Annotated in this window: 14 protein-coding genes and 1 other RNA gene; 11 read left to right on the top strand and 4 right to left on the bottom strand. The window is 60.7% G+C overall.

Features of this window, described 5'->3' with window-relative positions:
* The first annotated feature begins 3 nt into the window (after nucleotides 1-3).
* Complete coding sequence (gene sspA / locus HNR62_RS06820) at nucleotides 4-633, top strand: stringent starvation protein SspA (RefSeq protein ID WP_204795337.1); 630 nt, start codon at nucleotides 4-6, stop codon at nucleotides 631-633.
* An 11-nt stretch (nucleotides 634-644) separates the two neighbouring features.
* Nucleotides 645-1079 (top strand): ClpXP protease specificity-enhancing factor, encoded by a 435-nt coding sequence (locus HNR62_RS06815; protein ID WP_204795396.1) that lies wholly within the window; start codon nucleotides 645-647, stop codon nucleotides 1077-1079.
* Between the two features lie 50 nt (nucleotides 1080-1129).
* Here HNR62_RS06815 and dolP read toward each other — a convergent pair whose 3' ends face one another.
* Genes dolP through HNR62_RS06795 form a run of 4 tightly spaced genes read right to left on the bottom strand, consistent with a single transcriptional unit; the run spans nucleotide 1130 to nucleotide 4464 of the window.
* Nucleotides 1130-1711: a division/outer membrane stress-associated lipid-binding lipoprotein gene (gene dolP / locus HNR62_RS06810; protein ID WP_204795395.1), complete on the bottom strand. Its 582-nt coding sequence runs from the start codon at nucleotides 1709-1711 to the stop codon at nucleotides 1130-1132.
* Nucleotides 1708-2301 (bottom strand): D-sedoheptulose-7-phosphate isomerase, encoded by a 594-nt coding sequence (locus tag HNR62_RS06805; RefSeq protein WP_204795336.1) that lies wholly within the window; start codon nucleotides 2299-2301, stop codon nucleotides 1708-1710. Before HNR62_RS06805 ends, dolP begins: the two co-directional genes overlap by 4 nt.
* Nucleotides 2302-2309: 8 nt before the next feature.
* Nucleotides 2310-2675: a YraN family protein gene (locus HNR62_RS06800; protein WP_204795335.1), complete on the bottom strand. Its 366-nt coding sequence runs from the start codon at nucleotides 2673-2675 to the stop codon at nucleotides 2310-2312.
* Nucleotides 2647-4464 (bottom strand): penicillin-binding protein activator, encoded by a 1818-nt coding sequence (locus HNR62_RS06795; RefSeq protein WP_239552647.1) that lies wholly within the window; start codon nucleotides 4462-4464, stop codon nucleotides 2647-2649. The genes HNR62_RS06800 and HNR62_RS06795 overlap by 29 nt, the downstream gene beginning before the upstream one ends.
* 83 nt (nucleotides 4465-4547) lie before the next feature.
* Between HNR62_RS06795 and rsmI the strand changes: the two genes are divergently transcribed.
* From rsmI to mraY, 9 genes are all read left to right on the top strand, one after another.
* Entirely contained in the window at nucleotides 4548-5390 is an 843-nt protein-coding gene (gene rsmI / locus HNR62_RS06790) for a 16S rRNA (cytidine(1402)-2'-O)-methyltransferase (RefSeq protein ID WP_204795333.1), read from the top strand.
* Nucleotides 5391-5540: 150 nt separating this feature from the next.
* An RNA gene (rnpB, locus tag HNR62_RS06785) (RNase P RNA component class A) lies at nucleotides 5541-5926 on the top strand.
* A gap of 265 nt (nucleotides 5927-6191) precedes the next feature.
* Complete coding sequence (mraZ, locus tag HNR62_RS06780) at nucleotides 6192-6650, top strand: division/cell wall cluster transcriptional repressor MraZ (protein WP_204795332.1); 459 nt, start codon at nucleotides 6192-6194, stop codon at nucleotides 6648-6650.
* A 1-nt stretch (nucleotide 6651) separates the two neighbouring features.
* Nucleotides 6652-7596, top strand: a complete 945-nt coding sequence (rsmH, locus tag HNR62_RS06775) for a 16S rRNA (cytosine(1402)-N(4))-methyltransferase RsmH (protein WP_204795331.1) — start codon at nucleotides 6652-6654, stop codon at nucleotides 7594-7596.
* A complete protein-coding gene (gene ftsL, locus HNR62_RS06770; RefSeq protein WP_420827146.1) occupies nucleotides 7596-7907 on the top strand; it encodes a cell division protein FtsL in 312 nt (103 codons plus the stop codon). The genes rsmH and ftsL overlap by 1 nt, the downstream gene beginning before the upstream one ends.
* A complete protein-coding gene (locus HNR62_RS06765) occupies nucleotides 7904-9649 on the top strand; it encodes a penicillin-binding transpeptidase domain-containing protein (protein WP_204795329.1) in 1746 nt (581 codons plus the stop codon). Before ftsL ends, HNR62_RS06765 begins: the two co-directional genes overlap by 4 nt.
* Nucleotides 9633-11105 (top strand): UDP-N-acetylmuramoyl-L-alanyl-D-glutamate--2,6-diaminopimelate ligase, encoded by a 1473-nt coding sequence (gene murE / locus HNR62_RS06760; RefSeq protein WP_338044081.1) that lies wholly within the window; start codon nucleotides 9633-9635, stop codon nucleotides 11103-11105. The genes HNR62_RS06765 and murE overlap by 17 nt, the downstream gene beginning before the upstream one ends.
* Nucleotides 11102-12442, top strand: coding sequence for a UDP-N-acetylmuramoyl-tripeptide--D-alanyl-D-alanine ligase (locus HNR62_RS06755; RefSeq protein WP_204795327.1), 1341 nt, complete (start codon nucleotides 11102-11104; stop codon nucleotides 12440-12442). Before murE ends, HNR62_RS06755 begins: the two co-directional genes overlap by 4 nt.
* Nucleotides 12436-13518: a phospho-N-acetylmuramoyl-pentapeptide-transferase gene (mraY, locus tag HNR62_RS06750; RefSeq protein ID WP_204795326.1), complete on the top strand. Its 1083-nt coding sequence runs from the start codon at nucleotides 12436-12438 to the stop codon at nucleotides 13516-13518. Before HNR62_RS06755 ends, mraY begins: the two co-directional genes overlap by 7 nt.
* Nucleotides 13519-13521 lie beyond the last annotated feature (3 nt).

The raw sequence follows: 13521 nt of genomic DNA, 5'->3' as shown, positions 1-13521 counted from the left end.
TCAATGGCAGTTGCAGCTAATAAGCGTTCCATCATGACGCTGTTTTCAGGGGCTGAGGATATTTACAGCCACCAGGTGCGTATCGTCCTGGCAGAAAAAGGGGTAAGTGTCGAGATCAGCCATGTTGAACCCGACAGCCTGCCCGAGGAGATGCTGGAGCTGAACCCTTACGGCACCCTGCCGACCCTGGTCGACCGGGAGCTGGTGCTTTACGAATCTCATATCATCATGGAATACCTGGATGAGCGTTTTCCTCATCCGCCGCTGATGCCGGTCTATCCGGTCGCCCGGGGTACCAGCCGACTGATGATGCACCGCATCGCTCAGGACTGGTATTCACTGGTCAAGCGTATCCAGCGCAATGAAAAAGCGGACGAAGCCCGCAAGGAACTGCGTGAGGCCTTGCTGGCCGTAGCGCCTGTATTTGCCGAGTATCCTTACTTCATGAGTGAGGAGTTCAGCCTGGTCGATTGCTACATGGCCCCCTTGCTGTGGCGTTTGCCGTCACTGGGTATCGAGTTGTCCGGTCGCGGTGCCAAAGAGCTCAAGACCTATATGATCCGTCTGTTCGAGCGGGAGTCGTTCCAGGCTTCCCTGACCGAAGACGAACGTGATATCGGTGGTAAGGTCTGAGCATGGACAAGATGACGCCCAGCCGGCCCTATTTGCTGCGCGCTTTCTATGACTGGCTGCTGGATAACGAACTGACGCCACACCTGGTGGTCAATGCCGAAGTGGCTCACACCAGGGTGCCGCACCAGTATGTGCAGGACGGACAGATAGTGTTGAGCATTGCCCCCCAGGCGGTGGTCGGTTTGCACATGGATAACGAAGCGGTCACCTTCAGCGCCCGTTTCGGCGGCTCGCCGTTCCAGGTGTATGTGCCGATGGCGGCGGTGGTATCGATTCAGGCGCGGGAAAACGGCGCCGGTACCTTCTTTCCGCCGGAGCCGGCCTATGAGGCCTGGTTGGCTGCTGCCGACGAGGTAGCGGAAGATGAAGCCGATACGCCGCCGGCACCGGAGCCGGCGGCTTCTGTACCGAAGAAAGGCAAGCCCACCCTGAGGGTGATTAAATAAAAAAACGCAGCCAGTTGGCTGCGTTTTTTATGGCTGAGCTATATGGTAATTTACGGTGCCGCCTGTACAAACTCGAACACGGTGATCACGCGTTTCACGCCGCTGATATTGCGGGTCAGTTGCACGGAAATATCCGCTTCCTTGCGGGTGACCAGGCCAATCAGAAAGACTTCGCCATTCTCGCTTACTACCTTGATCTTGGTGCCATCGATGTTCTTTTCCGCCAGCAGGGTGCTCTTGACCTTGGACGTCAGCCAGGTGTCCTGGCTGCGGCCCGCCAGCTCGACCGGCTGGCCGATGCGTACCTCGTTGAACACCTCGGAGACACCGGGTACGCCCCGGACTATGTCTTCCGCCTGCCGACGATAGGCGTCAGTCGGGGTCTGGCCGATCAGCAGGCTCTTGCCGTTGGTGGTGATCACCGCCAGCCGGCTGTCATCCCACAGGGGTTTGGTGGCGCCGAGGCGATGCAGGGCGCGCATATCTATGGTCTGATCGCTGATCTGGGTACCCAGGGTCCGACGGTCGGTGGCGGAATTGACGCCGGTACCGGCGCCGACCAGCATGGCGCCGGCGCAGCCTTGCAGCAGCAGCGCCGACGTCAGTATCAGCATATATCCTTGTTTCATTATTCATCTTCCTGTTGGGGGAACAGAGTGCGGTCGATCAAATCGCACAGGCAATGCAGGGTCAGCAAATTGACCTCATGAATGCGGGGCGCCCGTAACGCCGGCACCCGGATTTCCACGTCGTTGGGGCCGAGCAGGCCGGCAAGCTCGCCGCCGTCACCGCCACTCAATGCCACTATGGTCATGTCCCGGCTGAGCGCGGCTTCCGCCGCCTTGATCAGATTGCGGCTGTTGCCGCCGGTGGAGATCACCACCAGCACATCGCCGGTCTGGCCCAGGGCGCGTATCTGGCGGGCGTAGGCCTCGTCGAAATGCTGATCGACCGCAATGGCGCTGATGCTGCTGGTATCGAGCGTCAGGCAGAGGGCGGGCAGGGCCGGGCGCTCGGTTTCGTAGCGGTTGATCAGCTCGCTGACAAACAGTTGCGCCAGGGCATTGGAGCCGCCGTTGCCACAGACCAGCAACTTGTTGCCGTTGAGCAGGCACATCACCATCATCTGGGCGGCGGCCAGAATATCATCCGGCAGCGCTTCGGCGGCGGCGATTTTGGTCTGGATGCTTTCGGTAAAACTGGCTTTGATTTCTTCCTGCATGGGGTTCCTTAAAAGGCGTTGGGTATCCAGTGAACATGATTTCCTTCACAGGCAACCAAATCGAATCGACAGGACTGGCGGGATTCATTCAGCCCTTTTGATTGCAGGTAGCTGTGGGCCGTTCGTCGTAATCGCTGCTGTTTGGCCGGGGTCACCGAGGCGGCGGCACCGCCGAAGCCGCTGTTCTTGCGGTAACGGACCTCGACGAAGATCAGGGTGTTGTCTGTGCTCATGATCAAGTCGATTTCGCCGAGCTTGCACTGATAGTTACGCACCAGCAGCGTCAGCCCCTGCTCGAGTAAAAATTGTTCGGCCCGGCGTTCAAACTGCTCGCCTCTGGCCCGGCTAGTATTCAGCGGGTAGCCATTCGCCATTGCGGTACTCCATCCATTGCAGTCGGCGCTGCACCACGCCGCGCTCGTTCAGACTGAGCTCACCGGTCAACGCCGGTACTGCCGGCGCATTATCCCGTAGCTGAGTCAGTTGGGGGATCAGGGTCAGGGCATCATAACCGAAGGCGAACAGTCGTAACCAGCTGGAGCCGACGGTGGGCCACAGAGTCTCGACTTCTTCCATCAGCTGCGGCGCCCCGCCGAACAGCCAGGGCATGTCGGCCAGCCGCAGGCCGTTCAGCTCGCTCATCGGCGGTTCACCACCGGGTACATAGCTGCGCGAGGTGACATAGGTCGGCAGGCGGGCGGCGCGGCTGTCTCGGACGAAATCGAAATAGGGCAGAATAAAGCGGGTTTCAGTGCTGTTGCTCACCATGAATACCGAATCGATGGGCCCTGCCGGTGGCACGGCCTCGATGCTGCCTCTGATCACGCCAATGCCGGCCGCCACACCGGAGGTCACACCGGCGTTGCCGTTATCAAGAGCACGTCGCACATCGGACTCGATGGATTGCTGGTTGTTGAAGTAGGCCAGTATGGCCGGACTACCACTCTGCTGCTGCCAGCGGGTATTGAACTCGGCGGCGACCCGGCGGCCCAGCTCGTTGTCGGGAGCAAATACCAGCGGTTGGTGGTGGCCCTGTTCCCACATATGAAGCGCCGCTTCGCTCGCTTCCGCTTCCGGTGACAGGGAGAAGTAGTAGCGGTGTGGCAACACAGGTTGATAGGCAGGGTTATTGAGGGCGAACACCGGAATGGCCGGATCCAGGCTGCTCAGGGCATCGATATCTTCTTTCAGCAGCGGGCCCAGAATGAAATCGGCCCCGGCCTGCTGGATCTGCTGGTAGAGGCCGACCATGTCCCGGCCGTGTGTGTCGAAGAAGCTGACCCGTGACGACTGGCCCTGATGGGCACTCAGTATACCGTTGCGAATGGCATCGGCCTGCTCGGCCAGCTTGCCGGTCATCGGCAACAGCACGGCAATATGGGTCGGTTGATAGGATGCCAGCGTCATCACAGGCCCCGGGCTGTCGGACAGATAGCGGTGCCCCGGATGATCCGGATAGGCATGGCGCCAGGACTGCAGCTGCCAGCGGCGCTGACCCGGATCGACCTCGGTGTTGTTCACAATCGCCATCAGCCGCAGCCAGCCGTTGACCGGCTCGCTGTTACCGGTGTTCTGAGCCCGCCGCAAGGCCAGCGGCGACGCTTGGGTCAGCAGCTGATAGATACGCTCCAGGCCGGCGTTTTGCTCCTGGCCATCCAGCAGCGATTGGCGTTCGATCAGCATTTTGGCGGCGTCGATCGGCTGTTGCTGCTGTTCGAACCTGTTGGCCTGCAGCAACAGATAATAGCTGGCCGCGCTGGGTGGCAGGACTGTGTTGTCCACGGCGGCCAGTCGCTGGTCGGCCAGCCCGGTATTGCCGTCTGCGAGGGCGGCGGCGCTGTCCAGCAAGGCGACTAATGGCCGTTGTGCCAGTGTGGCTTGCTGCCGCAGGCGGGCCAGCTGGGGTTCGGCGGCACCGACATTGCCCTGTTGCAGCCAGGCGCGAATGGCCAGTGCCCGCCAGGAAAAGGCATCCGGCTCGGGGGCTTGCTCCGCCTGGGCCAGATATTGCTCGGCGCTTCTGTCGGTCTGGCCAAACATGTCCGGCGCCGGCTCTAATGGCCCCTTTTGCAGGGGACCGGTACCACAGGCCAGCAGGACGGATGAAAGCACCAGGGTGCACAGCAGTCGTGTTACACTGTTACGTTGAATTTGTGTCGCCAATCCCTTTATCCCAAGCTGTGTCATTCTGGCCCTAAGTGTAATAGGGCCATGACGGTGAAACAATTGCTTGCACAGGAGTCCCCATGAGCCAAGCGGCTGCACTTTATATTGTGCCTACCCCTATCGGCAACCTGAATGATATCAGCCAGCGTGCACTGGACACATTACAACAGGTTGATTTGATTGCCTGTGAAGATACCCGCCATACGGCGAAACTGCTATCCCATTACCAGATTAGTACGCCAACCTGGGCGCTACATGATCATAATGAGCAGTATAAATCCGAGCAGCTGGTGACGCGGCTGCAGGGTGGTCAGTCGGTGGCACTGGTATCGGATGCCGGCACCCCCCTGATCAGTGACCCGGGTTATCATCTGGTCAACAGCTGTCGTGATGCGGGGGTACAGGTTATTGCCTTGCCCGGCCCCTGTGCGGCGGTAACGGCGCTGTCGGCCGCCGGTCTGCCCACGGATCGCTTTGCATTCGAAGGTTTTCTGCCGGCGAAGGAAAAGGCCCGGCTGGACAAGATCGAGAGCCTGAAGGACGAACCTCGTACCCTGGTGTTCTACGAATCACCCCGTCGCCTGCTCGACAGCGTGGCGGCGCTGGTCGCGGTGCTGGGCGACCAGCGCCGGCTGGTGGTGGCGCGGGAGCTGACCAAGACCTTTGAAACCATTCACAGCCTGCCCGCCGCCGAGATGCTGGTCTGGCTGCAGCAGGACAGCAATCGCAGCCGGGGTGAAATCGTGCTGATGGTCGCCGGCTACCGGCCCGACAGCGAGGATGAACTGTCGGCCGAGGTGCTGCGCACCCTGGCCTTGCTGCGTGGCGAGTTGCCGTTGAAGAAGGCGGCGGCGCTTACTGCCGAAATTCACGGAGTCAAAAAAAACGCCCTCTACAAGTACGGACTCGAGAATGGGCTTTAAGGGCTATTGGCTCTAAGAGGCTAAGGTAGGAATTGTGCATCAGATCCAGCGTTGCTGGATTTCGTGGCTAAAGCGCGCGACTACATTCGTGCACCATGCGAGTATCGGAAGGGCTGGTGTCATCATGCCGGCTGGTGTACACTCCGCCGCGGAGTTGGCCGGGTAATCGCTGCTTCGTCGTTGTGTCTTCGGGCATACGGGCGGAGGGGAGGAAAGTCCGGGCTCCACAGGGCAGGGTGCCAGGTAACGCCTGGGGGGTGCGAACCCACGACCAGTGCAGCAGAGAGTAGACCGCCGATGGCCCGCAAGGGATCAGGTAAGGGTGAAAGGGTGCGGTAAGAGCGCACCGCGCGACTGGCAACAGTTCGTGGCACGGTAAACTCCACCCGGAGCAAGACCAAATAGGCCTCCTACAGGCGCGGCCCGCGCTGGAGGCGGGTAGGTTGCTGGAGCCAGTGAGCGATTGCTGGCCTAGAGGAATGATTACTAATCGAGCTTGCTCGATACAGAACCCGGCTTACAGGCCAACTCCCATTATTTTATAAAACGCAGCTTCGGCTGCGTTTTCTGTTTACCAGCACCGCCGATGTGGCCGCTTCATTTCCCCCTCCGCTTCACACCATCTTTGTTCGGGTTGCAATGTTCGGGTTGCAAGGTATAGCGCGGTTAATACCCATCACCGGCCTGAACATCAACTTTCTCTTCTTTGCTTGCTTGAAAAGCTTGAGCCCGCTCCTTACACTTGAGCGGGGTGGGAAAAAGTGGTTTTTTGTGGAACAAAGTAGATCTTAAGGACTCAGAATGCTGCGTGGTGCTCACGCCATCAGCCTGGATACCAAGGGCCGGTTGGCAATACCGACACGACTCCGGGATGCGTTGCGCGATGAATGTGACGGTCTACTGATCTGTACCATAGATCTCAGCAATCCCTGTCTGCTGCTTTATCCCCTTGCCGAATGGGAACTGATAGAAAAAAAATTGCGGGCCCTGTCGAGCACCAATCCGGTGGAACGGCGCCTGCAACGGGTATTGCTGGGACATGCTGCCGAGTGCGAGTTGGATGCTCAGGGCCGGTTTTTAATACCGGGCCCACTCAGACAACATGCGGGACTCGACAAAAAAATCATGCTGGTGGGGCAACTCAACAAGTTCGAAATATGGGATGACACCCGCTGGCAACAACAAATCAACGATGACTTACTGGCGCTCCTGCGGGAAGGCTGGGAGTCATCGGAACGACTGCGGGACTTCGCGCTATAACATGAGTCAACAACAGACACATATCACGGTACTGCTGCACGAAGCCGTGGACGGCTTGAATATCAAGCCGAATGGCATTTATGTCGACGGTACCTTCGGCCGCGGTGGGCACTCCCGGCATATCCTGTCCCGGCTGGGGCCCGATGGGCGCCTGCTGGCAATCGATCGCGACCCTCAGGCCATTGCCGAAGCGGGCAAGATTGATGATCCCCGCTTCCAGATACTGCACGGTCCCTTCTCCCGTCTGGCGGAGATGGTGGAAGAGCGGGGGTTGACGGGGCGCATCGATGGCGTCCTGCTCGATCTGGGGGTGTCTTCTCCCCAGCTGGATCAGGCCGAACGCGGCTTCAGCTTTCAGAAGGACGGCCCTCTGGATATGCGCATGGATCCCACCAGTGGCCAGAGTGCCGCCGAATGGCTGGCCCGTGCCGATGTGGATGATATCGCCTGGGTGCTGAAAACCTTCGGTGAAGAGAAATTTGCCAGGAAGATAGCCCGTGCCATCGTGCATGACAGGGCAACAGAGCCTTATACCCGCACTCGCGCCCTGGCAGAGATGATCGCCAGGGTCAGCCCCAGCCGAGATAAGCACAAACATGCGGCGACCCGCAGTTTTCAGGCGATTCGTATCTATATCAACAGCGAGCTGGAAGAAATCGAGCAGGCATTGAACGGCGCCATGCAGGTACTGGCTACGGGCGGCCGCTTGTCGGTGATCAGCTTCCATTCGCTGGAAGACCGGCTGGTCAAACACTTCATCCGCAAACAGGAAAAGGGCCCCGAGGTTCCGCCCGGACTGCCGTTGACCGAGGCCCAGCTGTCCGGTGGCCGTCTGTTGAAGAGCATCGGCAAGGCGCAAAAACCGTCGGCCGCCGAGGTGGACGCCAACCCGCGTTCACGCAGCTCAGTGCTGCGCGTTGCCGAGCGTCTGGATACCCCTGCGTGATAGCCGGACGCATCAACCTGGCCAGGGAGATTGGCCAGGATTTGTTGCGGCACAAGTGGCAATTGCTGCTGACGCTGGTGACCCTGAGTTCGGCCCTGCTGGTCATCGTCATTACCCAGGGGACCCGACAGCTGACCAGTGAATACAACGAACTGATGGCGGAGCAGGACCGGCTGGATATCGAGTGGCGGCATCTGCTGCTGGAGCAAAGCACCCTGATGGAGCATAGCAGGATAGAGGCACTGGCCCGAGACAAGCTTGGTATGCAACGGCCGGCCCCGGCGCAGGAAAAACTGGTGACGCAACGATGAGACGGCGCAAGCAGAATAAAAAAGAACCCATGCTGACCGGTTGGCGTTTTATGACCGTCTGCGGGGTGATCCTGTTCGCCTTTGTCGCCCTGTTCGCCCGGGCCGCCTGGATCCAGGTGGTGTCACCGGATCGGCTGCGGCTGGAAGGCGATATGCGCTCGCTGCGCACCACAGTCACCAGTACCAGCCGTGGCATGATCATGGATCGCAACGGCGAAGAGCTGGCGGTGTCGGTGCCGGTACAGGCGGTATGGGCCGATCCCAAGCAGGTGCATACCGAGCTGAGTCTGGAAAAAGGACAGGCCTGGCAGGCGCTGGCCGATGTGTTGGGTGTTCCGCATGAAACCTTGATGAAGCGGGTCGGGGACCCCCGGCGTCGCTTCGTCTATCTGCAGCGTCAGGTGACCCCGGCGGTGGCGGAATATATCCGTCGGCTTCGGCTGCCCGGCGTGCATTTGCGACCGGAAGAGCGTCGCTTCTACCCCACCGGCGAAATCAATGCCCATCTGGTGGGGTTGACCAATATCGACGGCGCCGGTATCGAAGGCATAGAGCGGGGCTTCAACGAGTGGCTTACCGCTCAGGCCGGCGAGCGCCGGGTACGCAAAGACAGAACCGGCCGGGTGATCGAGGATCTGGGCCTGGTCTCCGAGGCGCGGGAAGCGAACAATATTCAGTTGACCATCGATCAGCGTATTCAGGCGCTGGCCTACCGTTCGCTCAAGCGGGCCAGCGAATACCATCGCGCCACCTCTGCCTCCCTGGTGATGCTGGACGTGAAAACCGGCGAAGTGCTGGCCATGGTCAACAGTCCCTCCTTCAACCCCAATAACCGCAGCCAGTACCAGAGCTTTCGGGCGCGCAACCGGGCGGTCACCGATACCTATGAACCCGGCTCTACCATCAAGCCGTTGATCGTGGTCAGTGCCCTGGAAAACGGCGTGGTCAACGCCGACAGCATCGTCGATACCAGCCCCGGCTGGATGCGACTGGGTGGGAAACGCGTGTCCGATACCCGCAACCTGGGCCCCATCAGCGTGCAAACCGTGCTGCAACGCTCGTCCAACATGGGGATGGCGCGCATGGCACTGCAGGAAACCCCGGAGCAACTGCTCGACACCCTCTATCGCTTCGGACTGGGTATCGACTCGGGCATGGGGCTGGTGGGCGAAAGCACCGGCCTGGTGCCCCAGCGTCGGCGCTGGTCCGACATAGAAAGGGCGACCCTGTCGTTCGGTTATGGCATCACAGTGACCCCGCTGCAGCTGGCCCAGTCTTATGCGGTGCTGGCCAATGGTGGCGTACGCTATCCGCTGACCATCATCAAGCGTAGCCAGCCTCCGGTGGGCGAGCAGGTGGTGCCGAGGCAGCATGCGGATGCGGTGCTGCATATGCTCGAAAGCGTGGTCGGACCCGGTGGCACGGCGCGCAAGGCGGAGATTCCCGGTTATAGAGTCGCCGGCAAGACCGGCACTTCACGCAAGGCCATCGCCGGTGGCTATGGCAGCGACTATGTGGGTGTCTTTGCCGGCATGGCGCCGGTCAGTAACCCGCGGCTGGCCATGGTGGTGGTGGTGAACGAACCCCAGGGTGAAAAATATTACGGCGGTGACGTGGCGGCACCGGTCTTTGCCGAGGTGATGAGCGGTGCCCTGCAATTATTGAATATTCGTCCGGATGGGGCGACCCAGGAACAGTTCCAGCTGGCAGGTCAGGAGGCAAAACGTGTCCCTCACACTTAGAGATCTGGCGGTGCCGCTGGGTCTGTCGGCCCCGGCCATCGCCATCAATGCCATGACCCTCGACAGCCGGGCCGTGACGCCCGGCGCTTTGTTTGTTGCCGTTAAAGGTCATAGCGTCGACGGTCGTCGCTTTATTGAATCCGCGTTGAACAAGGGCGCGGCGGCGGTGCTGTTCGAGGTGGACAGCCCGGAACAGTCCGGTCTGGATCATCGGGATCATCGTCTGCTGGGGGTGTACCGTCTGCCCGAAAGCCTGTCGCTGCTGGCCGGGGTGTTTTACGGCGAGCCGTCCACCGAGCTGCAACTGATTGGCGTGACCGGCACCAATGGCAAGAGTACCGTCACCCAGCTTATCGCCAACTGGAGCTGCCTGTTGGGCACTCAGACCGGGACCATGGGCACCCTGGGTAACGGGCTTTACGGTCAGTTGCAGGAGGCGGTCAATACCACGGGTTCGGCGTTGGAGGTCCAGCACCAACTGGCCGAGCAGCAGCGTGCGGGAGCCCAGCGGCTGGCGATGGAAGTCTCGTCCCATGGGCTGGCTCAGCACCGGGTGGCTGCGTTGAGTTTTGACGTGGCGGTGTTCACCAATCTCAGCCGGGATCATCTGGATTATCACGGCACCATGGCCGCCTATGGCGAGGCCAAGCGGCAGCTGTTCGAACAGTGTCGCCAGGCGCGCGTCATCAATGCGGACGACCCGCTCGGGCGGCGCTGGCTGGGCCGGTATCCGGACGCCATTGCCTTTGGTCTTCATGGCCGCATGGGTGATTTCGGTGGCCGTCAGCTGGTGGCGGAAATCGTTCACTTTTACAGCGAAGGCGTGAAAGTGTCCATTAACTCAGACTGGGGGAATGGTGTATTATCCGCCCCCCTGATGGGCCGCTTCAACGTGTCCAACCTGTTGGCGGCCATGGCCGCCCTGCTGGCGCTGGGTGAATCCTTCGAGCGGCTGCTGGCAACGGCGCCGCAGCTCGCTGGCGTGGCCGGGCGAATGGAGCCTTTTACCGCCCCCGGCCAGCCGCTGGTGGTGGTGGATTATGCCCATACCCCCGATGCGCTCGAGCAGGCATTGCAGGCGCTGCGTCAGCACTGCAAGGGTCGGTTATGGTGCCTGACCGGTTGCGGCGGCGACAGAGACAAGGGCAAGCGCCCGCTGATGGCGGCGGCGGCACAGGCCGGTGCCGATGTGGTGATCCTGACCGACGACAACCCGCGTACCGAGCCGGCCGAGGCCATAGTGGCAGACATGAAGCAGGGCCTGAGCGAGCCCGATGCCGTGCTGGTGATCCACCGGCGAGCGGAGGCCATTGCTCATGCCATCGAGCAGGCGGATGCGGAAGATATTATTTTGGTGGCCGGCAAGGGCCATGAGGATTATCAGATAGTGGGTACTGACAAGATGCATTACAGCGACCGGGAAACCGTGTCCGGCCTCTTGGGGCTGAATACATGATACCGCTCAGTCTCGAGCAGCTGGCTCAGGCCTCCGGCGGTGAACTGCGCGGTGCCGATGGTGCCATAGTGGCGGTGACCACCGACAGCCGGCAGGCGCTGCCCGACGGCGGCCTCTTCGTGGCCCTGAGTGGCGAACGCTTCGACGGCCATGACTTCGCCGCCAAGGCGCAGCAACAGGGGGCCACCGCCCTCTTGGTAGAGCGCTGGCTGGAACTGGACCTGCCCCAGATCAGGGTGGCGGATACCCGCCTGGCGCTGGGCGTGCTCGGTGGCCTGGTACGGGAGCTGAGTTCGGCGCGGGTGCTGGCCATTACCGGCAGCTGTGGCAAGACCACGGTCAAGGAAATGGCGGCGTCGATTCTGCGCCGGAAAGGCAAGGTGCTGGCCACCAGGGGCAACCTCAACAACGAAATCGGTGTGCCTCTTACTCTCTGTGAACTGACCGCGGATACCGAATACGCCGTGGTCGAGCTGGGTGCCAATCATATCGGCGAGATTGCCTGGACCTGTTCGCTGGTGAAGCCTCATGCCGCACTTATCAACAATGTGGAAGCCTCTCATCTCGAGGGCTTTGGCTCACTCGAGGGCGTGGCCCGGGCCAAAGGCGAAATTTACGACGGTCTGGCAGAAGGTGGCGTGGCCATCGCCAATGGCGACAGTCCCTTCTGTGCCCTGTGGCGTCAGCAACATGAGCTGGTGTATTTCGGTGAGCAGCGGGAATATCAGGCCCGGCAAATCAGCCTCGACAAGTCGGGCTGCGCTCGTTTTCGTCTGCTGACTCCCCAGGGGGAGGTGGATGTGCAGTTACCGATACCCGGTAAACACAACGTATCCAATGCCCTGGCCGCCGCCGCCGGCACCGAGGCGCTGGGCGCGAGCCTGGAAGAAATCTCGGCCGGGCTGCGTCAGTTTGGCTCGCCTGCGGGTCGACTGCAGGTCTGGACGCGACCCGGACTGACGGTGCTGGATGACACCTATAATGCCAGCGTCGCTTCCGTGCTGGCGGGACTCGATACCCTGGCCAGCCTGTCCGGTTACCGTATCTTCGTCTTCGGTGATATGGCGGAGCTGGGTGACTACAGCAAAGAGATGCATATCCGGGTGGGCGAGTACGCCCGCAAGCTGGGTATCGATCGGGTATTGACCGTGGGTCGAGACAGCAAACATACGGCGAGTGCGGCCCAGGGGCAGCACTTCGACCAGAAACAACAATTACAGCCGGTCCTCTTCGAGGCGCTGTCACAACATAATAAGGTAGTGATTTTGATCAAGGGCGCGCGCAGTGCACGGATGGAAGAGATAGTTAAGGCCATTCAGGAGGGTGAGGCATGCTAGTCTGGCTGGCGGAGTGGCTGACCCCTCATTTCAGCTTTTTGAACGTCTTTTCCTATCTCACCTTTAGAGCGGTGATTTCCATTCTCACCGGCCTGGTGGTCTGCCTCTGGATAGGCCCGCGGCTGATCCGCCGGCTGCAGGCGCTGCAGATCGGTCAGGTGGTACGCAACGACGGGCCCGAGTCTCATTTCAGCAAGGCCGGCACCCCCACCATGGGTGGCCTCATGATACTGGTCTCCATCTTCGTGTCGGTCTTGCTGTGGGCGCGGCTGGACAACCCCTATGTGTGGGTGGTGCTGTTCGTGCTGGGTGCCTTCGGTGCCATCGGCTTTGTCGATGACTACCGCAAGGTGGTACGCAAGAACACCGATGGCCTGGTTGCACGCTGGAAGTACTTCTGGCAATCGGCGGCGGCATTGGCGGCGGCGGTCTTCGTGTACTGGATAGCCAGGGATCCGGCCCAGACCCAGCTGGTGGTGCCCTTTTTCAAGGACGTTATGCCCCAGCTCGGCCTCTTCTTCATCGTGCTCAGCTACTTCGTGATCGTCGGTTCCAGCAACGCGGTCAACCTGACCGACGGCCTGGACGGTCTGGCCATCATGCCCACCGTCATGGTGGCGGCGGGCTTTGCCCTGGTGGCCTGGGCCACCGGCAACGTCAACTTTGCCGCCTACCTGCATATTCCCTATGTGGCTCATGCGGGCGAGCTGACCGTGGTCTGCACCGCCATGGTGGGCGCGGGGCTGGGGTTTCTCTGGTTCAATACCTTTCCGGCCCAGGTGTTCATGGGCGATGTGGGCTCCCTGGCACTGGGGGCGGCGCTGGGCGCCATCGCCGTGCTGGTACGACAGGAATTTCTGCTGGTGATCATGGGCGGTATCTTCGTGATCGAAACCCTGTCGGTGATACTGCAGGTGGGCTCCTACAAGTTGCGTGGTCAGCGGATTTTCCGTATGGCCCCCATTCATCACCATTACGAGCTGAAGGGCTGGCCCGAGCCGCGGGTGATAGTACGTTTCTGGATTATTACCCTGATGCTGGTGCTGATTGGCCTGGCCACCCTTAAGGTGAGATAAGCG

The sequence above is a fragment of the Oceanisphaera litoralis genome (assembly GCF_016907015.1).
Taxonomy (GTDB): domain Bacteria; phylum Pseudomonadota; class Gammaproteobacteria; order Enterobacterales; family Aeromonadaceae; genus Oceanimonas; species Oceanimonas litoralis.
This window is presented reverse-complemented; position numbering and strand designations above follow the sequence as displayed.